At 71.4% G+C, this 22,169-nt stretch carries 16 protein-coding genes; 7 read left to right on the top strand and 9 right to left on the bottom strand.

Translation table 11 applies throughout. The annotated features are described in order from the left end of the window. The first annotated feature begins 118 nt into the window (after positions 1-118). Positions 119-2,212 (top strand): PhoX family protein, encoded by a 2,094-nt coding sequence (locus tag ACIBCT_RS17290; RefSeq protein WP_399189513.1) that lies wholly within the window; start codon positions 119-121, stop codon positions 2,210-2,212. Positions 2,213-2,386: 174 nt separating this feature from the next. Here the strand turns inward: ACIBCT_RS17290 and ACIBCT_RS17285 are convergent, their stop codons facing one another. Further along, the gene (locus ACIBCT_RS17285; protein WP_399189511.1) at positions 2,387-2,962 is read right to left on the bottom strand and encodes a hypothetical protein; all 576 of its coding nucleotides are present in this window, start codon (positions 2,960-2,962) and stop codon (positions 2,387-2,389) included. 236 nt (positions 2,963-3,198) lie between these two features. Continuing rightward, positions 3,199-4,635: a DHA2 family efflux MFS transporter permease subunit gene (locus ACIBCT_RS17280; protein ID WP_399189509.1), complete on the bottom strand. Its 1,437-nt coding sequence runs from the start codon at positions 4,633-4,635 to the stop codon at positions 3,199-3,201. 82 nt (positions 4,636-4,717) lie between these two features. Here ACIBCT_RS17280 and ACIBCT_RS17275 point away from each other — a divergent pair, with 82 nt between their 5' ends. Then, complete coding sequence (locus ACIBCT_RS17275; protein ID WP_399190031.1) at positions 4,718-5,383, top strand: TetR/AcrR family transcriptional regulator; 666 nt, start codon at positions 4,718-4,720, stop codon at positions 5,381-5,383. Between the two features lie 27 nt (positions 5,384-5,410). Here ACIBCT_RS17275 and ACIBCT_RS17270 read toward each other — a convergent pair whose 3' ends face one another. From ACIBCT_RS17270 to ACIBCT_RS17260, 3 genes are all read right to left on the bottom strand, one after another. Then, entirely contained in the window at positions 5,411-6,886 is a 1,476-nt protein-coding gene (locus ACIBCT_RS17270; RefSeq protein WP_399189507.1) for an MFS transporter, read from the bottom strand. 104 nt (positions 6,887-6,990) lie between these two features. Then, entirely contained in the window at positions 6,991-7,665 is a 675-nt protein-coding gene (locus tag ACIBCT_RS17265) for a Crp/Fnr family transcriptional regulator (RefSeq protein ID WP_344899790.1), read from the bottom strand. A gap of 57 nt (positions 7,666-7,722) precedes the next feature. Next, on the bottom strand, positions 7,723-9,795 hold the full coding sequence (locus ACIBCT_RS17260) for an adenylate/guanylate cyclase domain-containing protein (protein ID WP_399189504.1): 2,073 nt from the start codon (positions 9,793-9,795) through the stop codon (positions 7,723-7,725). A gap of 267 nt (positions 9,796-10,062) precedes the next feature. On the opposite strand from ACIBCT_RS17260, the gene ACIBCT_RS17255 reads away from it, so the two are divergent. Next, positions 10,063-11,061 (top strand): hypothetical protein, encoded by a 999-nt coding sequence (locus tag ACIBCT_RS17255; RefSeq protein ID WP_399189502.1) that lies wholly within the window; start codon positions 10,063-10,065, stop codon positions 11,059-11,061. Positions 11,062-11,298: 237 nt separating this feature from the next. On the opposite strand, the gene purL is transcribed toward ACIBCT_RS17255, so the two are convergent. From purL to purS, 4 genes are all read right to left on the bottom strand, one after another. After that, positions 11,299-13,554: a phosphoribosylformylglycinamidine synthase subunit PurL gene (gene purL, locus ACIBCT_RS17250; protein WP_399189500.1), complete on the bottom strand. Its 2,256-nt coding sequence runs from the start codon at positions 13,552-13,554 to the stop codon at positions 11,299-11,301. Beyond that, positions 13,551-14,234 carry a phosphoribosylformylglycinamidine synthase subunit PurQ gene (gene purQ, locus ACIBCT_RS17245; protein WP_399189498.1) on the bottom strand — a complete coding sequence of 228 codons (684 nt, stop codon included), beginning with the start codon at positions 14,232-14,234 and terminating at the stop codon, positions 13,551-13,553. The genes purL and purQ overlap by 4 nt, the downstream gene beginning before the upstream one ends. Before the next feature lie 252 nt (positions 14,235-14,486). Next, positions 14,487-14,909, bottom strand: coding sequence for an ATP-binding protein (locus tag ACIBCT_RS17240; RefSeq protein WP_399189496.1), 423 nt, complete (start codon positions 14,907-14,909; stop codon positions 14,487-14,489). A gap of 188 nt (positions 14,910-15,097) precedes the next feature. Then, positions 15,098-15,343 (bottom strand): phosphoribosylformylglycinamidine synthase subunit PurS, encoded by a 246-nt coding sequence (gene purS / locus ACIBCT_RS17235; protein WP_399189494.1) that lies wholly within the window; start codon positions 15,341-15,343, stop codon positions 15,098-15,100. 343 nt (positions 15,344-15,686) lie between these two features. On the opposite strand from purS, the gene pdhA reads away from it, so the two are divergent. The 4 genes from pdhA to ACIBCT_RS17215 all read left to right on the top strand — a co-directional run bounded on the left by pdhA (position 15,687) and on the right by ACIBCT_RS17215 (position 21,894). Next, entirely contained in the window at positions 15,687-16,778 is a 1,092-nt protein-coding gene (gene pdhA / locus ACIBCT_RS17230) for a pyruvate dehydrogenase (acetyl-transferring) E1 component subunit alpha (RefSeq protein WP_399189492.1), read from the top strand. Then, a complete protein-coding gene (locus tag ACIBCT_RS17225) occupies positions 16,775-17,752 on the top strand; it encodes an alpha-ketoacid dehydrogenase subunit beta (RefSeq protein ID WP_399189490.1) in 978 nt (325 codons plus the stop codon). Before pdhA ends, ACIBCT_RS17225 begins: the two co-directional genes overlap by 4 nt. Before the next feature lie 10 nt (positions 17,753-17,762). Continuing rightward, entirely contained in the window at positions 17,763-19,289 is a 1,527-nt protein-coding gene (locus ACIBCT_RS17220; RefSeq protein WP_399189488.1) for a dihydrolipoamide acetyltransferase family protein, read from the top strand. Positions 19,290-20,175: 886 nt separating this feature from the next. Next, on the top strand, positions 20,176-21,894 hold the full coding sequence (locus ACIBCT_RS17215; protein WP_399189486.1) for an ABC transporter ATP-binding protein: 1,719 nt from the start codon (positions 20,176-20,178) through the stop codon (positions 21,892-21,894). Positions 21,895-22,169 lie beyond the last annotated feature (275 nt).

Here is a 22,169-nt window from a genome sequence, read left to right as displayed (position 1 = left end):
CCTTCTGAGCAGCCGTTTCCGTGAACGGTTCATCGTCCGGGTGAACGTCGTTCACCCCGGGTTCGGCCGGCCCGCGTAGCGTCCCGGCCGAAAGACCTCGCCCCCTTTGGAGGACCCTGTGGCGAACACGGCGCCGCGCAGACTGCTCCCCTTGCTCATGAGCCCGCACAAGGGTGGGCGTAGCGCGCTCACCTGCCGGTTCCGCTGCGGTGACCAGTGCGCCCATGACGTGGTGAACACCAGTGAGAACACCTACTTCGGCGACGTGGTCGCCGAGGCCGTGAGCCGCCGGGGCATGCTGCGCGCCGGCGCGCTGGGCGCGCTGGTCGCCGGGGTGGGGGTCGGCATGTCCGCGCCCGCCGTCGCCGACCCGGACGTCGACGCCCTGGAGCGCGGTCGCGGCCACGGCCACGGGCAGGGCCACGGCGGCCGGAACGGCCTGCGCTTCACCGCCGTCCCGCCCAACACCGAGGACAGGGTGACCGTCCCGCCGGGGTACCTGTCGGCGCCCGTGGTGCGCTGGGGGGACCCGGTGCTGCCCGGCGCCCCCGCGTTCGACTTCGAGAACCAGACGGCCGAGGCCCAGGCCGCCCAGTTCGGCTACAACTGCGACTACGTGACGCTCTTCCCGCTGGGCCAGCGGCGCGGCCTGCTCTGGGTCAACCACGAGTACACCGACGAGAACCTGATGTTCCGCGGCTACACCGACGGCACCGCCGCGACCGAGGAGCAGATCAGGATCGGGATGGCCGCCCACGGCGGCTCGGTGGTCGAGATCGAGCGGGTGGGCTCCTCCGGTCAGTGGAAGCTGGTCACCCGGGGGTCGCGCCGCTACAACCGCCGCATCACCGTGCACACCCCCATGAGGTTCACCGGCCCGGCGGCCGGCAGCGACCTGCTCAAGACCGCCGCCGACCCGGCGGGCACCAGGCCGGTCGGCATGCTGAACAACTGCGCGGGCGGCACCACGCCGTGGGGCACGGTGCTCAGCGGCGAGGAGAACTTCAACCAGTACTTCGTCAACGGCACCGCCGTGCCCGAGGCCCAGAAGCCCTTCCTGGCCCGGTACGCGGTGAACACCACCAGCGCGATCCCGAGCGGCAACCGCCGTTTCGACCGGGTCGAGGAGCGCTTCGACCTGGCCAAGCACCCCAACGAGGTCAACCGCACCGGCTGGATCGTGGAGATCGACCCGTTCGACCCCGACTCCACCCCGATCAAGCGCACCGCCCTGGGCAGGATGTGCCACGAGGGCGCCACCACCTCCCTGGCCGCCGACGGCCGGGTGGTGGCCTACATGGGCGACGACTCGCGGTTCGAGTACGTCTACAAGTTCGTCTCCAGGAAGCGCTACATCCCGGGCTTCGACCGGCACAACCGGACGCTGCTGGACGACGGCACGCTGTACGTGGCCCGCTTCACCGGCGACAGCCCGGCCACGGAGATCGACGGCAGCGGGAAGCTCCCCGCCGACGGGCGGTTCGACGGCTCCGGGACCTGGATCCCGCTGGTCACCGGTAACGTCTCGCACGTGCCCGGCATGACGGCCGCCGAGGTGCTCGTCTACACGCGGTCGGCGGCCGACAAGGTCGGGGCGACCAAGATGGACCGTCCCGAGGACGTGGAGCGCAACCCCGTCACCGGCGGCGTCTACGTGGCCCTGACCAACAACTCCAACCGGACCCCGGCCCAGGTGGACGAGGCCAACCCGCGCCCCGCCAACAAGCACGGCCACGTCCTGGAGATCGTCGAGCGGCGCAACGACGCCGGGGCCACGACCTTCGCCTGGTGGCTGCCGCTGGTCTGCGGTGACCCGGACGACCCCGCGACCTACTTCTCCGGGTTCGACAAGAGCCAGGTCTCGCCGATCTCCTGCCCGGACAACGTCGCCTTCGACCCCGAGGGCAACCTCTGGATCTCCACCGACGGCAACCAGCTCGGCGCCCACGACGGCCTGTTCGCCATGCCGGTCCAGGGTCCCGGGCGCGGCCACCTGAAGCAGTTCCTGAGCATGCCGGTCGGTGCGGAGACCTGCGGCCCGCTGGTCACCGCGGACCGGCGCAGCGTCTTCGTCGCCGTACAGCACCCCGGCGAGACCAACGGCGCCACCGTTGAGAACCCCAGCAGCCACTGGCCCGACGGCGGGACCTCCCAGCCCCGCCCGTCCGTGGTGGTCGCCTGGCACGCCCGGGGCGGCCGGATCGGTTCCTGACCGGGGCCGGGACCGGGAGGACCGGCTCCCGGGGTCCGGTCATCGGCTCGAAGGGACGGCCCCGTCCTCACCACTTCGCCGTGGGCGGTGAGGACGGGGCCGTTCCCTTCCCGGAGCGCTCCGGGAAGGGAACGGCCCCGGGATCACCTCCCGGAGCTCACCGGGAATCCGGGATCACCGGTCGAAGAAGTGCCGGACGCTGAACCTTCGCACGCGCAGGGGTGCGGAGTCCCGGCCGATCACCTGGATCCGCCGGACGCGGGTCCGCTCGTCCACCGTGACCTTCACGCACCTCAGGCAGGCCCCGTGGCGGCCCGGCAGGGCGGAGTAGGAGACGGACACGGCGCGGTGCGCCAGGCCCCGGCCGGAGAGCCCGAGCCCCACCTCCCGGTAGAGGCGTCTCGATCCCTTCAGGGTGAACGCGGTGGAGCCGATGATCGCGTGGTCCGATCCGGGAGGGCAGTGCACGAACACCCGGACGTGGCTCGCCTGGCGCGGCCACCGGGGAAGGACGCGCAGCGACGCCACGTCCCGCCACGCCGGCGGGATCCCGTCCCCTCCCGAGGGCCCTGCGGCGGCCGTCCCGGTCGTGACGCCCTTCGCGGTGCCCGCCGTGGCCGGGATCTCGGCCGGAACGGCCGGGGAGGTGGTGGCGCGCGGTGCGGGGGTGGGGGCGGCGTCATGCCCGGCCGGGACGCCGGGCCCCGTCATGAGGACGACGGCCGTCACCACCGGTGTCACCGAACGCATGTGCTCCTCCTGCCGGGCACCCGGGCGGCGGCGTGCCCGCCGGGTGGGGACACGGGTTCGGAGGGAGCGAGGTGGACGGGGCCCGGGACGCCGGTCCGGTGCCGGGCCGCCGTCCGGCCCGGCCGTTCGTCTCGATTATGCCGGTCATGTCGGCACGGGCAGGGGAGCCGCGCGGGAACGGGCACGTCACGGCCTCTGACGGGACCGGGGACGGGTGTTCCTCCGCCGGAGGTCCGTCACCCCACCGGGACGGCGGGTCGCCCGGCGGACGCGGCCGGTCGCCGCGGGGAGCGGCCGATCCGCAGCGACAGCAGGCTGACCGGCACGCCCACCGCGATGATGACCGCGGCGACGACCAGCGTGTCGCGGTAGGCGTCCAGGAAGGCCACCGCCTGCCCGGCCCCCTCGGCCAGCGACGCCGACTGCCGGGCGCTCAGTACCGCTCCCAGCAGCGTGATCCCGAGCAGGCCGAAGACCTCGCGCGAGACGTTCAGCACACCCGAGGCGATCCCCGTCCGGCCGGCGGGCAGCGTGCCCAGGATCGCGGTGGTGAGCGGCACCAGCATGCCGCCGCCCAGTCCGTAGAGCAGGAACCACGGCAGCAGGTCGCCGTACGACCCGCCCTGTCCGACGAACGAGATCCCGAAGACCGCCACGGCCATCAGCGCGAGTCCGGCCGCCACGACCGGCGCGGTCCCGGCGGCCCGTTCCAGCCTCGGCGCGACGGCCGCGCTGACCGCCATCAGCAGCGCCATCGGCACGAACGCCGCACCGGCCTCGATCGGGGAGAAGCCCAGCGCGTTCTGCAGGTACAGCGCGGTGAAGAAGTAGATCCCGAACACGCCGAAGGACCACAGGCCCATCGAGAGCGTGCCCCCGCTGAACACCCTCGACCGGAACAGCGACAGGTCGATCATCGGCTCCCGGCTCCTGATCTCGATCGTCGTGAACGCCAGCGCGGAGACGGCCGCGATCCCGAACGCGCCCAGGATGGCCGGCGAGGTCCATCCGGCCCCCGCGCCCTCGATGAGCGCGTACGTCAGCGCGAACAGGGCCAGGCCGGAGGTCGCCAGCCCGGGGACGTCGAGGCCGCGCCGTACCCGCTCCGGCGGGCCGGTCCTGATGGCCCACAGGCCGAGGCCGAACGTCACCACCCCGATCGGCACGTTGATCAGGTAGATCCAGCCCCAGTGCCAGCGCTCGCTGATGAGCCCGCCGGTCAGCGGCCCGAGGGCCAGCGCCAGCGCGCCCACCGCGCTCCACAGGCCGACCGCGGTCGCGCGCTCCCGCGGGTCCGGGAAGACCGAGGTGAGCAGTGCCAGCGCGGTGGGGGTCAAAAGCGCCGCGCCCACCCCCTGTACGGCCCTGGTGGCGATGAGCATGCCGCCTCCGGTGGACAGCCCGGCCGCCAGCGACGCGGCGGTGAACACCACCAGGCCGATCAGGAAGATCCGCCGCCTCCCGAAGACGTCGGCCAGGCGCCCGCCCACGAGCATCAGCCCGGCGAACACCAGGATGTAGCCGCTCACGATCCATTCCAGGCCCGAGACGCTCAACCCGAGGTCGCGCTGGATCGTCGGCAGCGCCACGTTCACCACGTTGTTGTCGAGATAGGTCATGAAGGTGGCCAGGGAGATCGCTCCCAGTGCTCCCCACCTGCGGGTATCCGTCATCCCATTTCCTCTACGCTGTACTTATACGTCGTACATGTACGGTGCACAGTGGAACCCGTACGGCGTATAGTTGTCAAGCGTGATGGGAAAACTGACCCGCGAGGCGGTCGTCGAGCGGGCGCTGGAGATCGGTGACGCCGAAGGGCTGAACGCGGTGACCATCCGGCGCCTGGCCCAGGAGCTGGGCGTCACGCCGATGGCGCTCTACTGGCACTTCAAGAACAAGGAGCAGCTCACCGTCGCGATGGCCGACCACCTGGTCGAGGGGTTCGTGATCGGCCAGGAGCACGCCGGCCCGTGGCAGGAGCGGCTCCGCGAGCTCGTCACCGGCCTGGTGCGGATCCTGCGGCGGCACCCGTGCGCGGCGTCCGTGCTCAGCGAGGTGGAGCACCTGGAGGTGCCCGCCTTCCTGCGGGTGTGGGACACCAGCCTCGGCCTGGCCAAGCGCGGAGGGTTCTCCCCCGACGAGATCTGCATGATCTCCCAGTACCTGCTCCAGGGCGCGATCGCGCTGGCGGCGGGCCCCACCAGGCACTGCGTTCCCGGCCTGTCCGAGCCGGAGATGGCCGAGCGGACGCGCCTGAAGAGGGTCAGGCTGCAGTCGCTGCCGCCGGACGTCTACCCGCACATCGTGGAGATGGCCGTCCCGCTGTCCGAGGACGGGCCCCCCGGCCTCTACGACACCTTCGGCGTCGACCTCCTGATCACCGGAATCGAGACGCTGGCCGCCCGTACCTCCGGCCGGTGACGCCGCGCGGTTCCCCGCGGCCGCCGATCAGGGCACCGGGTCGGTGGGGCGGCGGGAGCGGGCGAGGGCGGCCATCAGCGCTCCGGCCAGGGCGACGGCGAACAGGACGGCGTAGGTCGTCCTGAAGCCGGTCATCAGCTGCTCGACGGCCACGGGGGAGACGCGCGACAGGGTGCCCGCGTACACCTGCGCGCGCAGCTCGGGGGTGACCGAGCCGGTCAGGACGCTGAGCGTCAGGGCGACGCTCAGCACGATCCCGACGTTCATGATCATGAGCCGGAAGCCGTTCACCACGCCCAGGCTCCCCGCGGGCAGGGCGGACATGACCTGCGTGGTGTTCCCGGTCAGGAAGGTGCCGCTGCCGCAGCCGCACAGGAACAACCCCACCCCGATGATCCAGTACGGCGTGGCGGGGTCGACGTTCAGCAACAGGACGCCCAGCCCGGCCGCGCTCAGCAGGGCACCTCCCACCGAGAGCGCGTACGGCCGGATCCGGCGGCCGAGGGCGCCCGTCACCGGGGAGGCCAGGGCCATGCCGACGGGCACCGGCAGCACGCCCAGGGCCGCGGTGACCGCGTCGACCCCCCTGGCGGCCTGGAAGTACAGGGCGACGAGCAGGATCAGCGCCGAGCGGGCCAGCGCGTTGCAGAAGGAGGCCAGGTTGGCGAAGGCCAGCATGCGCTCGCCGAACAGCCGCACGTCCAGGACGGGGTGCGCCGCCCGGCGCTCCACCACGACCAACAGCGGGACCAGCACCACCGTGATCACCGCACCGACGATCACCACCGGGCTGGACAGCCCCCGTGACCCCGCCTCCGACAGCGCGATCAGGGCGGCGGACAGGGCGGCGAACACGATCAGGTTGCCGGTCGCGTCCACCGAACGGCGCGGCCCCCGGGCGACCCGGCGCAGCGTGAACGCGCCCCAGGTCAGGGCGATCAGCCCGGCCGGCACGTTCATCCAGAAGATCCACTGCCAGCCCGCGGTCTCGGCGATCAGGCCGCCCAGGGTGGGGCCGGCGAGCTGAGCGACCGACAGGGTGCCGATGTAGACGCCCATGCCCTGGCTGAGCCGGTCCGGGGGGAAGGCGTCGGTGATGATCACGGTTCCGTTGGCGAGGATCATCGCCGCCCCGACCGCCTGCACCGCGCGCATCGCGATCAGGAACCAGATGCCGGGCGAGAGACCGGCCAGCAGCGACCCCGCGGTGAACAGGACGAACCCCGCCAGATAGACCTCCCGCCGGCCCATCAGGTCGGCCACCCGCCCGAAGAACACCAGCGTCGCGGTGTTGACGAGCAGAAAGGCCAGCAGCACCCAGCCGGCCGCGAACGCGTCCGCGTGGAAGTGCCTGACCACGGTGGGAAGGGCGACGTTCAGCGTGCTGCCGGATATGCCGATCATGACCAGGCCGAGGCTGGTGACCGAGCAGACCCGCCATGCGTAGCGGAGCCTGGAAAGGTATTCGGGGGATCCGGGCAGGTCTTGGGGGATTGCGACCATGAACCTCAGTCTGACGTACGTTGTACGTCGATCTTGGTCCGGCCCGCCCGGAAGCCCTCGCACGTCCTGTCGGTCCGGCCCGCCCGAAGCCCCCGCGCGCCGTCTCAGCGGGCCCGCTTGCGCAACCCCTCCATGTCGTGCACGATCACGCGCCGCCGGCCCGTCTCGATCAGACCGCGGTCGCGCAGGGAGCGCAGCGCCTTGCTGACCGCCTCCCGCGAGGCCCCGGTCCAGCCCGCCAGCTCGTCCTGGGAGAGCGGCAGCGCGACCCGCACCCCGCCGTTGGACGGCTCGCCGTAGCGCTCGGCCAGCTCGATCAGCCGGGTGGCCACGCGGCCGGTGGTGTCGAACGCGCCGTACTCGATCCGCTTGCGGTCGGAGTCGCGCATCTTGCCGATCAGCATCTTCATCAGCAGCACCGCGACCCTGCCGTGCTCCTGCAGGTAGGCGGGGAAGTCGCGGATCGTGATCCCCTCGACGGGTTCGAGGGCGGTGACCGTGGAGGAGCGGGGCAGCCCGTCGATGGCCGCGAACTCGCCGATCAGCGCGCCGGGCCCGCGGATCGCGAGCACCACCTCGCCGCCGGCCGCGGTGTGCGAGGACACCTTGACGCGGCCCGACGTCAGGAGCAGCACCCAGTCGGAGACGTCACCCTCGGTGAACATCGTCGCGCCCCTGTCCCAGTGTCTGGGCCGCCCCGCGGCGTACAGGTCCGCGACCTCCTCACTCGTGAGCTTCGTGATGAACTCGCCCGGCTCGGGGGAAGGGGAAGACGTCATGACGACCTCCTGGCGATCTCGATTGTGTCCTCGCGCCTCGGACGGCGAAAGGTATTTCTACGACAGTTCAGAGAGCACATAGGCATGGACGGGCTGCTCCCTCCCCTTGAGGTTGAGCCAGCCCAGCGATCGGGTCTTGGCCCCGGGGCCGATCAGGTCCAGGGTGGTCTGGCCGATCACGACGCTGCCCGGCTCGGCGATGCCCTCCAGCCGGGCCGCCACGTTGACGCAGTCGCCCATCGCGTTGAACCCGCGCAGCTCGGGGCTGCCGATGTTGCCGACGAGCGCCTCGCCGGTGTTGATGCCGATCCTGAAGCGGGGGTACCCGGGCGTCCCCGCGGCGATCTCCTCGGCCGCCTCCTGCATGGCCAGGCCCGCCCGTACCGCGGCGAGGGCGTGGTCGGCCTGCCGGGCCGGGGCGTTGAACAGCGCGAGCAGCGCGTCGCCCACGAACTGCACGATCGTGCCGCCGTTGCCGAGCACGATGGGCACGGCCGCGGTGTGGTACCGGTTGAGCATCTCGACGATCTCCCCGGGCGCCACCCGCTCGGAGAAGCTCGTGAACCCCTTCAGGTCGGCGAAGAGCGCGGTCAGCTCGACCAGCTCGCCGCCGAGCGCGGCGGTCTGCGGGTCGGCCAGCAGCGACTGGGCCACGTCCGGCGACATGTACTGCCGGAAGAGGGTCTCCAGCTCGCTGTAGAGCCGGGCGTTCTCCAGGGAGAGCGAGAGCTGGCCGGCCAGCGTGGCGGCGAGCGCCTCGTCCTGCGCCGTCCTGTCGAGCGGCACCTCCAGCGCCCCGGCGAGCCTGCCCTTGACCGTCAGCGGGTGGACGATCTTCCCCTCCAGCCGGATCGGCCGGTCACCGGGGAAGTCCGCCTGGCCGTACTCCCTGGAGCTGACCGTGACCCGCCCGTTGTCGACCAGTTTGATGCGGACGTCCCCGTACGCCTGCCGGATGCGGTCGAGGCTCTGGGAGAGCATCTCGCTCTCCGGCAGGCCCACGCGGGCCTGCCGGCCGGTCTCCACCAGCGCGGTGAGCCGGTCGGTCAGCTCCCGCTCGTTGGCCAGCGCCTCGCCCGCCCGGTCGAGCACCGCGACCTGAGCCTCGGTGAGGCCGAACTTGCCCGCCAGCCTGTCCGCGACGGGGACCCCGCCCCCGTCGCGCTCCTCCCTGCGCCGCAGGTGGCCGACGAGCTCCTCCAGGGCGGCCTCGTAGTCGGCCCTGATCCTGCGGACCGTGGCCGACAGCGCCACCGAGTCGAACAGCCCCGCGCTGCTGCCCTCCCGGCGGAACTTCAGGTAGGCGCTGTAGGCCACGAAGACGAACGCCATGGTCAGCAGCACGTGCCAGAGCCACCACGACAGGTGCCAGTTGCGGTGCGACAGCCCCGCGACCAACGTCTCGGCCAGCAGCGCGTACGCGGTGACCAGGCTGATCAGCACGGCCGCGGGACGCCTGCGGTGCAGCTGGAACATCATCGCGGCCGCGGCGACGAACAGGGCCACCCCGATCCACTCGGCCCCGCCCAGGCCGACGCCCCCGGGGGCGGAGGGCGGCTCGTCGCTCAGCGGCGTCAGGTCCGGCATCAGGCACGCGACGCCCCACGCGGCGATCAGGGCGGCGAGCCCGCCGCGCAGCCACATCTGGTTCCGGATCACGGCCGAGGCCGCCCGCTCGCCCAGCGGCAGCGCCGAGGCGAACGCGAACACCGAGGCCAGGATCAGCCCCACCGGGTGGGAGAGGTCGAAGCCGTAGCTGGCCTTGTCCAGGTCCAGGATGATCCCCGGTGTGGTCAGCCCGTGCACCAGGAACGACCCGGCACCGCTGAGGAAGACCAGGGAGACGAGCAGCAGCCGGGCGTCCGCCCGCCTGGCCGAGGCCTGGCCGACCATGAGGCCCAGGACGAGGTTGATCCCGGCCACTGCGATGATCAGCCAGAAGTGGGTGGACTTGTCGTGCAGCACGATGTTCAGGTCCGGCTCGGCCAGCAACAGCCAGAGCCCGAGCATCGGTAACGCCAGGTGCAGGATCCATACCAGGGTGCGGACCGGCTGTGTCGCCGGTGGCAGGTACGGTTCCCGTCCGGCACGGTCGTCGATGACCGCGCCTGTCGGATCGATGGTCGGCACGGTGGCCTCCGCGTCTGGAGAACCCGGTCGGTTCCCTGTGGTGTCCGTCCACGCCCAGCGGGCGGGATTCCCCCGAACGGACCGATTATCCCGTACGCGGCCCGTACCGGAGGGCGTCCTTGGACACGCTCACGAGCCTGCGGACACGACGCGGTTCCTCCGAGGCCGAAGCGTGATGTACGCGTCGCCAACCGTTGGAACGGTTGAAACGTGTATTACGTGTCTCTCCCATCACACCAGGCTCTGGTGTCGCAGAAAGGAAGCCCTGTGGCTGTCAAGTTACCGGGCGGACGCACGCTCGCCGTCGTGACCGTCGGCGTGCTCGCCGGAACCCTGTTCACCGCGAGCGGTAGCGCCGTCGCCTCATCGGCGGGTGCCGAGGTTCACGCGTGCGTCCACAAGCAGACGAGGTACGCCCGGATCGTCAACGCCACGGCCAAGTGCCGGCCGACCGAGTTCCGGGTCAGGTGGGGCCAGACGACCCAGACCCAGGAGGGCATCGCCTCGGCCGGGCCGCAGGGCCCCCAGGGTCCGAGGGGCCCGCAGGGACCGAAGGGCGACACCGGATCGCAGGGCCCGCAGGGGCCACGCGGCTTCCAGGGCAGGACCGGCCCGCAGGGGCCGAAGGGCGTGGACGGCAAGGACGGCGTTCAGGGCCCGAAGGGCGACACCGGCGCGCAGGGCCCGAAGGGTGACGACGGCAAGGACGGCGCTCAGGGTCCGAAGGGCGACACCGGCGCGCAGGGCCCGAAGGGTGACGACGGCAAGGACGGCGCTCAGGGTCCCAAGGGCGACACCGGTCCGCAGGGTCCCAAGGGCGCGGACGGCAAGGACGGCAGGGACGGCCAGCGGGGCCCCAAGGGTGAGCCGGGCGACAGCGCCGCGCTGACCACCTACGTCAACACCAGGAACTTCAGCCTGAGCAACGACGGCAGCGCCTCGGTCAGCTGTGACGGCGGCGACGTCGCGACCGGCGGCGGCTACTCCCTCACCGCCATGAAGTACTTCGTGGTCACCGGCACCTACCCGTCCTCGGCGACCACCTGGACGGTGGGCCTGAACAGGGACTACGGGATCTTCGACGCCCAGAGCGCCGACAGGGAAGCCGCTTCGGACGCCCAGGGCACCGACAAGGGCAGCGCCCCGAGCGCCACCCCGAGCGCCACGAAGGGCTCCGCCAAGGCCCCCGCCTCCGGTGGTGTCCAGGCACAGACCTTCTCCGCCTCGGCCAAGGGCACCGTCTACGTGGTCTGCGTCAAGAAGTGACCCTCGGGCGCGCGCCGCGCGGGCCGGGCGCCCCCGGCCGATCCGCGCCCGCCTGACCGCACGGCCCGTTCGTGGTGACGCGCCGCCACCCGGCGGGACGGGGACATCGACATCTCGTCCCGCCGGCCGGCGCGTCACCGCGTGATCCACATATACGAGACCGGCCGGGTCCAGGGGCGGCAGCCCCGGGACCCGGCCGGTACACGTCCGTTCCGCGCGAGACCCACGCGGGCGGCCTCAGCCGAAGATGGCGGGCAGGGTGCCCGTGTGGACCTCGCGGAGCTCGGTGACCGGGACCTCCAGGAGACCCTCCACCCGCAGGGCGTCGCCGCCGGTGGTGCCCAGGCCGTAGCAGGGCACCTCGCGGGCCGCGCACAGCTCCGCGAAGGCGTCGAACGACTCGGGCCTGACGGTGACCAGCGCGCGGGCCGACGACTCGCTGAAAAGGTCGACGAACGCGTCCTGCCCGGTGAGCGCGACCGTGCAGCCGACGCCCTGGGCCAGGCACGCCTCGGCGAGCGCGATGGCCAGCCCGCCGTCGGACAGGTCGTGGGAACCGGTCAGCAGCCCCTGCGAGGCGGCCTCGGCCAGGACGAGCGCCAGGTCGCGCTCGGACTCCAGGCGCGCCACGGGCGGCAGCCCGCCCAGGTGGCCGTGGGCCACGTGCGCCCACTCCGACCCGCCGAACTCCTCCTCGGTCTCGCCGAGGAGCACGATCCGGTCGCCCTCCCCGGTGAAGCCCGACCGCACCCGGCCGGCCACGTCCTCGATGACGCCGAGCACGCCGACGACCGGCGTCGGATGGATCGGCACGGAGCCGGTCTGGTTGTAGAACGAGACGTTGCCGCCGGTCACCGGTACGCCGAGGGTCCTGCAGGCGTCGGCCAGGCCGCGCACGGCCTCGGAGAACTGCCACATGACCTCGGGGTCCTCGGGGGAGCCGAAGTTCAGGCAGTTGGTCACCGCCAGCGGGGTCGCCCCGGTCACGGCGACGTTCCGGTACGCCTCGGCGAGGGCGAGCTGCGCCCCGGCGTACGGGTCGAGGCGGGCGTAGCGGCCGTTGCCGTCGGTGGCCAGCGCGATGCCCCGGGTCGTCTCCTCGGCGCCGGGCATGACCTCGTCGATGCGCAGCACGCCCGCGTCGGCGGGCTGGGCCAGCACGGTGTTGCCGCGCACGTAGCGGTCGTACTGGGAGGTGACCCACTCCTTGGACGCCAGGTTCGGCGAGCCCAGCAGCTGCAGCAGCGTCGCGCGCAGGTCGTCCGGGCGGGGCAGGCGGGCCGGGTCGTCGCCGTTCAGCGCGGCCTGACCGGCGGGCTCGTGGAACGGCCGCTCGTAGACCGGGCCCTCGTCGGCCGCGGTGCCCGGGGGGATGTCGACGATGGTCTCGCCGTGCCAGGTCATCACCAGTCGGCCGGAGTCGGTGACCTCGCCGATCACGGTCGCGGGGATGTCCCATTTGGCGCAGATCGCCATGAAGGCGTCGATGTCGTCGGGGGTGACGACCGCCATCATCCGTTCCTGCGACTCGCTCATCAGGATCTCCTCGGGCCGCAGCGAGGGATCGCGCAGCGGCACCAGGTCGAGCCTGACGTCCATGCCCCCGGTGCCCTTGGCGGCCAGCTCGGTGGTCGCGCAGGAGACACCGGCGGCGCCGAGGTCCTGGATGCCGACCACCACGTCCGCCTGGTAGAGCTCCAGGCAGCACTCGATCAGCAGCTTCTCCATGAAGGGGTCGCCGACCTGGACGCTGGGGCGCTTGGCCTGCGACTCGTCCTCGAACGTGGCCGAGGCCAGCACCGAGGCGCCGCCGATGCCGTCGGGGCCGGTCAGCGCGCCGAACAGGACGACCTTGTTGCCCGGCCCGGGGGCCACGGCGAGCTTGATCTGGTCCTTGCGGAGCAGGCCCACGCAGAGCGCGTTGACCAGCGGGTTGCCGATGTAGCAGGGGTCGAAGACGACCTCTCCGCCGATGTTGGGCAGCCCGAGGCAGTTGCCGTAGTGGCTGATGCCCTCGACCACGCCGGGCAGCACGCGCCGGGTGTCGGGGGCGTCCGCGGCGCCGAAGCGCAGCGCGTCCATCACCGCGATCGGCCGGGCGCCCATGGACATGATGTCGCGGACGATGCCGCCCACGCCGGTCGCCGCGCCCTGGTGGGGTTCGACGTAGGACGGGTGGTTGTGGGACTCGATCTTGAAGGTGGCGGCCCAGCCGTCGCCGACGTCCACCACGCCGGCGTTCTCGCCCATGCCGACGAGCAGCGCCGCCGACTCCGGGGCCTTGGTGCCGAACTGGCGCAGGTGCACCTTGGAGGACTTGTAGGAGCAGTGCTCGCTCCACATGACGCTGTAGATGGCCAGCTCGGAGCCGGTGGGCCGGCGGCCGAGGATCTCGCGGACCCGCTCGTACTCGTCGGTCTTCATGCCGAGCTCGGCGTACGGCTGGGGTTCTGAGGGGGTGGCCTCGGCCCGCTTGACGGTGTCGAGGGTCATGCGTTCACCATCGTCTTCAGGATCGAGGAGAAGAAGGCGCGCCCGTCGGTGCTCGGGGCCCCGGTGAGGTCCTCGACGGCGTGCTCGGGGTGCGGCATGAGCCCGACGATGTTGCCGGCCTCGTTGCGGATGCCCGCGATGTCGTTCAGGGAACCGTTGGGGTTGCCGCCGGAGTAGCGGAAGACGACCTGGCCTGCGGCCTCCAGCGCGGCCAGCGTGGCCGGGTCGGCGACGTAGCGGCCCTCGCCGTGCTTGACGGGCAGGACGATCTCCTGGCCCTCGGTGAAGCCGGACGTCCAGGGGGTGGCGGTGTTCTCCACCCGGATGCCCTGGTCGCGGCAGACGTAGTGCAGCCCGGCGTTGCGCATCAGCGCCCCGGGCAGCAGGTGGGCCTCGCACAGGATCTGGAAGCCGTTGCAGGTGCCCAGCACCGGCAGTCCCGCCCCGGCGGCCGGGATCAGCTCCTCCATCAGCGGCGCGAACCTGGAGATGGCGCCGCAGCGCAGGTAGTCCCCGTAGGAGAACCCGCCCGGCAGGAAGACCGCGTCCACCCCCTTCAGGTCGGGGTCCGCGTGCCAGAGCGGGACGGCTTCACCGCCCGCATGGCGCACGGCGCGGGCCGCGTCCTGATCGTCGAGCGTTCCGGGAAAAGTGACGACGCCCACGCGGGCAGCACTCATGGCAGCGTTCCCCTCCACAAACGGGCGCCGCGCCGGCGTCTCACACATCGGACGTCGGTCTGCGGCGGTGCGTCCAGGCTATCCGCTCCGGGTGAGAGCTCACGCGCGGAGTGGCGGATCCCACGCCGGACGGGCCACGGCCCGCCCCGCGTGGCACGACGTCTCCGGTACGGCGCCCGGGACGGGCCCGCACGGTGGGGCATCCCGGACGGGCGCCCGCACGACGGGCATCCGGGACGGGGCTGTGCGGCTCTACACGGCGGCGAGCACCCGGTCGCGCGAGAAGACGGCCTCGTCGTCCCAGTCGAGGCGCTTGCGCAGGTGCACGACCGTGCCCCTGCCGGGGGCGATGTCGAAGGAGATCTCGTCCACCACCGCCTGCATGATGAGCAGGCCCCTGCCGTTCTCGGCGTCCGACGGCGGGTAGTGCTCGGGCACCCGGACGATCCCCTGGCCCCGGTCGATGATGCGGACGTCGCAGCGGCCCTCGCCGATGGAGGTCTCCACCTCGTAGCGGTTGGCCGGACCCCCGTGCCGTACGGCGTTGGCGCACGCCTCGGTGACCGCGAGCAGGATGTCGGAGATGCACTCCTCGGTGACTCCGAGCGAGCACAGGGAGTCACCGAGCGCCCTGCGGACCATCGGAATACCGACGGCCTGTCGTGGCAGAGCCAACGAGAACTCCATGTCCACCGGTTTCCTCCCGGGGTCAGACGTCACCACCGTGAAGGCTTCCCTGCAGAATCCGGGCTAACCGCAAAATAACCGTAATGTTATTGACTGGTGGTCAAGCCGTGGGATTGCTCTGTCCATATGGATGGATATGGCCAGATGTGGGCGTTTGGTCAACCGTCTGTGACGGTCTATGGCTCCACGGTGACGACGTAGTCCTCGATCACCGTGTTGGCGAGAAGCGTTTCGGCCATTTTTCGGACGTCCGAAAGGGCCGCCTCGTCGGCGGGGCCGTCGATCTCGACCTCGAACCGCTTGCCCTGGCGTACCGCCGAGACCCCCGAGAAGCCGAGCCGCGGCAGAGCACGGGCGATCGCCTGCCCCTGCGCGTCGAGAATCTCCGGCTTCAGCATGACGTCGACGATGACGCGCGCCACGGCGTTCCTCCTGGTTGCGACGGGGACGGTGCGGAGCTCAAGAGTAACGGGCCCCGGGCGCCTCGCGGAGCCGGGGCCGTGTCACGACCGCCCTGCCGTCGCCGGGCCGCCGCCGTACCGCCGCCGGGCCGTCGCCAGGCCCGGAAACGGCGGGTGAAAGCAGACGCCAGGGGAACGGGGAGCATATGGACGCCCCGGTAGGTCTTGCGCAGATGCATGTGACCTCTGCCACGATGGCCACAGACGCGGATGAACTACCACCAGATAGGGCGAACGCGTCGCGAATCGGCCGGACGGCGGTGGCGAACCCATCCAGACGGCCCCGAGCACACAGGAGCGGCACGTGACAGTCGACGCCTCTCGTGGTGCGGAAGCACCTCCGGAGCTCATCCAGCTGCTGACCCCCGAAGGAGAACGGGTCGAGCATCCCGACTACGACATCGACCTGACGCCCGAGGAGATCCGCGGACTCTACCGGGACCTGGTCCTGGTCCGCCGGGTCGACCTGGAGGCCGTCGCCCTGCAGCGCCAGGGCGAGCTGGGCATCTGGGCCTCGCTGCTCGGGCAGGAGGCCGCCCAGATCGGCTCCGGGCGGGCACTGACCGAGGCCGACATGGCCTTCCCCACCTACCGCGAACACGGTGTCGCCTGGTGCCGGGGGGTGGACCCGCTGAACCTGCTGGGCCTGTTCCGCGGGGTCAACCACGGCGGCTGGGACCCGGCCGAGCACAACTTCCACCTCTACACCATCGTGATCGGCAGCCAGACCCTGCACGCGGTCGGCTACGCCATGGGCATCCAGCGCGACGGCGCCGAGGCCGCCTCGATCGTCTACTTCGGTGACGGCGCCACCTCCCAGGGCGACGTGAACGAGGCGTTCATCTGGGCGTCGGTGTTCAACGCGCCGGTGGTGTTCTTCTGCCAGAACAACCAGTGGGCCATCTCCGAGCCGCTGGAGAAGCAGACGCGCATCCCGCTGTACCGCAGGGCCAGCGGGTTCGGGTTCCCGGGCGTGCGGGTCGACGGCAACGACGTCTTCGCCTGCCTGGCCGTCACCCGCAAGGCGCTGGCCGACGCCAGGTCCGGCCAGGGCCCCACGCTGATCGAGGCGTTCACCTACCGGATGGGTGCCCACACCACCTCCGACGACCCGACCCGCTACCGGGTGGCCGCCGAGCTGGAGGCGTGGAAGCTCAAGGACCCGATCGAGCGGCTGCGGGCCTACATGTTCAAGAGCCAGATCGCCGACCAGGAGTTCTTCGACACGATCGAGGCCGAGGCCGACGAGCTCGGGCGCGACGTGCGCAAGCGCTGCCTGGAGATGCCCGAACCCGAGCCGCTGGCCATCTTCGACCACGTCTACACCGAGAGGCACCCGCTCGTGGACGCCGAGCGTGCCGAGTTCGCCACCTACCTGGAGGGGTTCGAGGCATGACGGTTCTGACGCTGGCCAAGGCGCTCAACGAGGGAATGCGCAAGGCCATGGAGGACGACGCCAAGGTGCTCGTCATGGGCGAGGACGTGGGCAAGCTCGGCGGCGTGTTCCGGGTCACCGACGGCCTGCAGAAGGACTTCGGCGAGCAGCGGGTCATCGACACCCCGCTGGCCGAGTCCGGCATCATCGGCACGGCCATCGGCCTGGCCCTGCGCGGCTACCGCCCGGTCTGCGAGATCCAGTTCGACGGGTTCGTCTTCCCGGCGGCCGACCAGATCATCACCCAGCTCGCCAAGATGCCGCTGCGCTCGCTGGGCAAGCTGAGGCTCCCGGTCGTGGTCCGGATCCCGTGCGGCGGCGGCATCGGCGCGGTGGAGCACCACAGCGAGTCGCCCGAGGCGTACTTCACGCACACCGCGGGCCTGCGCGTCGTGGCCTGCTCCAACCCGTCCGACGCCTACACCATGATCCAGCAGGCGATCCGCTGCGACGACCCGGTCGTGTTCTTCGAACCCAAGCGGCGCTACTGGGAGAAGGCCGACGTGGACGTCGCCTCCACCGCCTGGACCCCCTTCGACGAGGCCCGGGTGGTGCGGCCGGGCACCGACCTCACCCTGCTGGCGTACGGGCCGATGGTGAAGACCTGCCTGGAGGTGGCCAAGGCCGCAGAGGACGACGGCCGTTCCCTGGAGGTGCTGGACCTGCGCTCGCTCAACCCCCTCGACCTCCCCAAGGTCACCGAGTCGGTACGCAGGACCGGCCGCTGCGTCGTGGTGCACGAGGCGCCCGTCTACAACGGCTTCGGCGCCGAGCTCGCCGCCCGGGTGACCGAGGAGTGCTTCTACACCCTGGAGGCCCCGGTGCTGCGGGTCGGCGGCCCCTCGACCCCTTATCCGCCCTCGAAGCTGGAGGAGCACTACCTGCCGGATCTGGACAGGGTCCTTTACGCCGTCGACCGCGCGTTCGCGTTCTGAGGAGGGGCCGATGAAGGAGTTCAAGCTCCCCGACGTGGGCGAGGGACTGACCGAGGCGGAGATCGTCCGCTGGCACGTGAAGGTCGGGGACCCGGTCACGGTCAACCAGACCATCGTGGAGATCGAGACCGCCAAGGCCGTGGTCGAGCTGCCCTGCCCGTTCGAGGGCGTGGTGGCGGCCCTGATGGCGGACGAGGGCGAGACCGTGGACGTGGGCAGGCCGATCATCGCGGTGGACGACGGCTCGGGTCCCGCCCCCGGCGCCTCGGGTCCCGCCCCGGGCGCCTCCGGTGCGGCCTCGCCGGTCGCCGGGGAGAGCCGGGAGAACGCGCTGGCCGAGGACATGGTCCCGGAGCCGCCGGCCGGCGCGCGGCAGCCGGTCCTGGTCGGTTACGGCGTCAGGACCGGCACGGCCAAGCGGCGCCCCCGCAAGCAGGCGCCGTCCGGCGGCGGTGCCGAGGCGGCTCCGCAAGCCGCATCCTCTGTCTCTGTCCCTGTCCCTGCGCCTCCGGCGGCCGCGTCTCCCGTGCCCGCGGCGGTGACGGTGGCCTCGGTGGCCTCGGTGCCCCCGGTGGCCTCCGCGCCCGCCCCCGCGGCGGAGGGGGCCGGTGCGGCGTCCCCGGGCAGGGTCGCGGTCCTGGCCAAGCCCCCGGTGCGCAAGCTGGCCAGGGACCTCGGGATCGACCTGGCCACCATCACCGGGACCGGCCCGCAAGGCTCGATCACCAGGCAGGACGTCCAGGCCGCGCTGGACGCCCGTACCGGCGCCGGCGCGAACGGCCACGACGGCGTCCGGCCGCAGCAGGCCGGGGTCGTCGGGTCCGTCGGGTCCGTCGGCGACGAGGAGCGGATCCCGATCAAGGGCGTGCGCAAGGCGACCGCCCAGGCCATGGTGGCCTCGGCGTTCACCGCGCCGCACGTGACGGAGTTCCTCCAGGTGGACGTGACGGCGACCATGGAGGCGGTCCGTCGGCTGCGCGGCCTTCCCGACTTCGCGGAGGTCAAGGTCTCGCCGCTGCTGCTGGTCGCCAAGGCGGTCCTGGTGGCGATCCGCCGCCATCCGATGATCAATTCCGCCTGGGACGAGGCCAACCAGGAGATCGTGGTCAAGCACCGCGTCAACCTGGGGATCGCCGCCGCCACCCCGCGCGGCCTGCTCGTCCCCAACGTCAAGGACGCCCACCTGCTCTCCCTGCCGGCCCTGGCGGGCGCCCTCGGCGCCCTCACCGAGACCGCCAGGGCGGGCCGTACCCAGCCCGCCGACATGGCCGGGGGCACCATCACGATCACCAATGTGGGCGTCTTCGGGGTGGACGCCGGAACGCCCATCCTCAACCCGGGCGAGTCGGCGATCCTGGCCGTCGGGCAGATCAGGGAGATGCCCTGGGTGGTGGACGGGCAGATCGTGCCGCGCCGGGTCTGCACCCTGGCCCTGTCCTTCGACCACCGGGTGGTGGACGGGGAGCTCGGCTCGCTCTTCCTGCGCGACATCGGCGCCATGCTGGAGGATCCGCTCCGCATGCTCGCCTGGGGCTGAGGCCCCCGGACGCGACGGGCGCGTCTCCTCCACCGGAGGGGGCGCGCCCGTTCCGTCTCCCGCCTCACCGCGACGGAGGTCTCCCGCCTCACCGTGACGGAGGAAGGGCCGGTCCCGGTCGGTGGGAGAACCCGGGAAGCGCCGGTTCCCCTCGGCGCCAGAGAACCGGAAGCGCCGGTTCCCATTGGTGCGAGAGAACCGGAAGGGCCGGTCGCCGACGGCGTGGAAGGGCCGGAAGGCCCGTACCGCATATCCGGCGCTCCCTCTCCTGACAATTTCTGACCGGCCCTGTCAATTGTCGTCGTGGGCCCTTCCGCAGGTGCGGTGAGCCGTTCGCCGGGGACCGGCGCCGTTCCGGACGACGGATGGGGGTCGCTTCCGCGGTAATTCGGAAACCTCCTTTTCCGTCCTCTGGATCAAGCTTTAAGCTGCGGCTTCCTGGGCCGGTGGGGCCTGCCGGAGAAGCCGTGGATCTTTTGCCGGACTTTACGAACAGCGCGTTTCGAAGCTTTGTCGCGTCATTTGTTAAAACATCCATAATGCATCTCGGATTTAGTGATTTGTCTCGCTATAGGTGCTAGCGTCGTTGATGGAAAGTGCGACAACCTAGCACGAAAGGGGAAGCACATGAGTTTCATGCAGCTCTTCCCGACCAACCGGTCTCTGCACTGGGGCGGCTGTTGCTGCCGTCGCCGTCGTCGTTGCGGATGTGGCTGCGGCGGTGGCGGGGGCGGCGGCTGGTGGTGGTAGCCGGAAACGGTGCTAGCAGAATTCGGTGCTAGCTGAAACACATGAGAGCCGACGGGTGAACCGTCGGTTCTCATTCTCTGAGTCGCCCTCGCCCGCCGGGGCGAGGGCCGTCGTCCGCAGGCCTCCCGAGACGCCGGTGGTCTCCATCCGCAGGACCTTCCGTGAGTTCTGGCCGCAGACCCATGGCATCCGCCGGTTCCTCGTGGCCGGCTGCGTGCTCGCGATCGTCGCGGCCGTGTGCGAGGTCGTCACGATCGGCCTGTTCGGATTCATCGTCGACGAGGTGCTGAGCAGGCAGGACCTGGGGGCGTTCTGGATGCCCGCCCTCGGCTGGCTCGGCCTGGCGGCGGTGTCGGGACTGGTGTCGTTCGCGGGCGCCTACCTCACGTCCGTGGGCGGCGAGCGCTTCCTGCTGCGGCTGCGCGACAGGGTGTTCCGGCACGTCCAGACCCTCACGCCCGACTTCTTCGACAACCGCCGTCTCGGTGACCTGATGGCCAGGCTCACCGACGACATCGAGGCGATCGAGGAGCTGGTCGGGTCCGGGCTGGTCAAGCTCTTCACCACGCTCGCCAGCGTCGTCTTCTTCTCCGCGGCCGCCTTCTACGTCCGCTGGGACCTGGCGCTGCTGACGTTCCTGCTGGTCCCGGCGTTCCTGGTGGTCTCGAAGATCTTCGCGAGCAGGTTCAGGACGGCCGCCGCCCGCGAGCGGCTCAGCAACGGGGCCATGAACAGCGTCATCGAGGAGAGCCTGTCCAACCAGTCGCTGGTCCAGTCCTACAACCGCCAGGACGCCGAGGCGGAGCGGCTGCACTCCGAGGGCCGCACCTGGCTGCGGGCCAACGTGGCGCAGGCGTGGCTGTCCTCGCTGTACGGACCCGTCGTGCAGGTCATCGAGACCGTCTGCCTGATCGCCATCCTCGGATTCGGCGCGTGGGAGATCGCCTCGGGCCGTCTCACCATCGGCGGGCTGCTCGCCTTCGCGGCCTACCTCGCCTACCTCTACCCGGCCGTGCAGAGCCTGGGGCAGATCGCCCTCACCGTCTCCGAGGCGGCGGCGGGCTCGGACCGGGTCATCGAGATCCTGCGGACCCGGCCGGCCGTCGCCGACCGCGAGGGCGCCGTCCACCTGGCCCGGCGCAGCGAGGGCAGGATCGAGTTCCAGGGGGTCGGCTTCACCTACCCGAACCGGACGAGGCCCACGCTGCGGGACCTGTCGTTCACCGTCGAACCCGGGGAACTGGTCGTGTGCACCGGGCCCAGCGGCGTGGGCAAGTCCACGCTCGCCAAGCTCCTGCTCCGTTTCTACGACCCCACCGCCGGGCGCATCCTGCTCGACGGGACCGACATCCGGGACCTGACCCGGGAGTCGCTCCGCGACAACGTCACGATCCTGCAGCAGGAGAACCTGCTCTTCTCCGGGACCGTACGCGAGAACATCGCCTACGGCAGCCCCGGCGCCGACCTGGACGACATCGTCCGGGCCGCCGTCCTGGCCGACGTGCACGACTTCGTCGGCACGCTTCCGCTGGGGTACGAGACGCCGATCGGGCAGCGGGGCCGGTTGATGTCCGGCGGGCAGCGCCAGCGGATCGCCATCGCCAGGGCGATCCTGCGCGACGCCCCCGTGCTCGTCCTCGACGAGCCGATGACGGGGCTCGACACGCTCACCGCGGCACGGATCATGGAACCGCTCAACAGGCTCATGAGCGGTCGCACGACGATCCTGATCACCCATGACCTCAGGTCCGTCCCCGAGGGCGCCCGGCAGGTCGTGCTCGAACCCGTGCCGCGCCGCTCCGGCCGGATAAGGATCAGGTCCGCGGCGCGCCGGTCGATGGCCCGCCCGGGCTGAGGGGACCGCCCGTACCGAGGGGTGCGGGCGGGCCGGGGACGGGCCACCCTGGAGGGGTCCGTCCCCTGGCCCGCCCTCGGCTTTTCCCCTCCCCATCCCCGGCTTGTCCTCGACCCCTTCCCGGCCCGTCCCCGGCTTGTCCCCACCCTTTCCCGGACTCGGCCCCTTCCCGGCCCGTCCCCGGCTTGTCCCCACCCTTTCCCGGACTCGGCCTTTTCCCGGCTCGTTTCCGGTCCTGGCTCGTTTCCGGTCCCGGCCCTTTCAAGCCCTTTCCG

The sequence above is a fragment of the Streptosporangium sp. NPDC050855 genome, assembly GCF_044456585.1.
Classification (GTDB): Bacteria; Actinomycetota; Actinomycetes; order Streptosporangiales; family Streptosporangiaceae; genus Streptosporangium; species Streptosporangium longisporum.
Note: the sequence above shows the minus strand (reverse complement) of the source record. Positions and strands in the feature narration are given on the sequence as shown.

Bases quoted from the DNA above. Each gene is read 5' to 3' on its own strand.
- ACIBCT_RS17285 (WP_399189511.1), bottom strand. From the start codon at position 2,962: ATGCGTTCGGTGACACCGGTGGTGACGGCCGTCGTCCTCATGACGGGG.
- ACIBCT_RS17280 (WP_399189509.1), bottom strand. From the start codon at position 4,635: ATGACGGATACCCGCAGGTGGGGAGCACTGGGAGCGATCTCCCTGGCC.
- ACIBCT_RS17275 (WP_399190031.1), top strand. From the start codon at position 4,718: ATGGGAAAACTGACCCGCGAGGCGGTCGTCGAGCGGGCGCTGGAGATC.
- ACIBCT_RS17270 (WP_399189507.1), bottom strand. From the start codon at position 6,886: ATGGTCGCAATCCCCCAAGACCTGCCCGGATCCCCCGAATACCTTTCC.
- ACIBCT_RS17265 (WP_344899790.1), bottom strand. From the start codon at position 7,665: ATGACGTCTTCCCCTTCCCCCGAGCCGGGCGAGTTCATCACGAAGCTC.
- purL (WP_399189500.1), bottom strand. From the start codon at position 13,554: ATGACCCTCGACACCGTCAAGCGGGCCGAGGCCACCCCCTCAGAACCC.
- purQ (WP_399189498.1), bottom strand. From the start codon at position 14,234: ATGAGTGCTGCCCGCGTGGGCGTCGTCACTTTTCCCGGAACGCTCGAC.
- ACIBCT_RS17225 (WP_399189490.1), top strand. From the start codon at position 16,775: ATGACGGTTCTGACGCTGGCCAAGGCGCTCAACGAGGGAATGCGCAAG.
- ACIBCT_RS17220 (WP_399189488.1), top strand. From the start codon at position 17,763: ATGAAGGAGTTCAAGCTCCCCGACGTGGGCGAGGGACTGACCGAGGCG.